The sequence below is a fragment of the Methylomonas sp. Kb3 genome, assembly GCF_002834115.1.
Classification (GTDB): domain Bacteria; phylum Pseudomonadota; class Gammaproteobacteria; order Methylococcales; family Methylomonadaceae; genus Methylomonas; species Methylomonas defluvii.
Genome location: NZ_PIZT01000060.1, coordinates 1 through 219 on the forward strand (window position 1 = coordinate 1; position 219 = coordinate 219).

Below are 219 nucleotides of genomic sequence, written 5' to 3' on the forward strand. Positions count from 1 at the left end.
TGCGAAGAGCAGCTTGGGCAAAGCGTTATCACTCCACATCCGAAAACATATCCTCAACCGCCGCTTTGGCGCTCTCAACCGCCGAAGTAACGCCACTACCGGCATTATCCGACACCATATAAACCGCATCCTCCAGCCACGCGAACGACTTAGCGTCGAAAATATCGGGCGACTTGATGCCGTTCTTACGCATGACCTCTTTCTTTTCCATCACGTACC

1 protein-coding gene is annotated in these 219 nt (G+C 52.5%); it reads right to left on the reverse strand.

The genetic code is table 11. The annotated features are described in order from the left end of the window. Positions 1-28 precede the first annotated feature (28 nt). On the reverse strand, positions 29-219 hold a 191-nt coding region (locus CWO84_RS24460; protein ID WP_205800399.1), incomplete at its 5' end, for a hypothetical protein.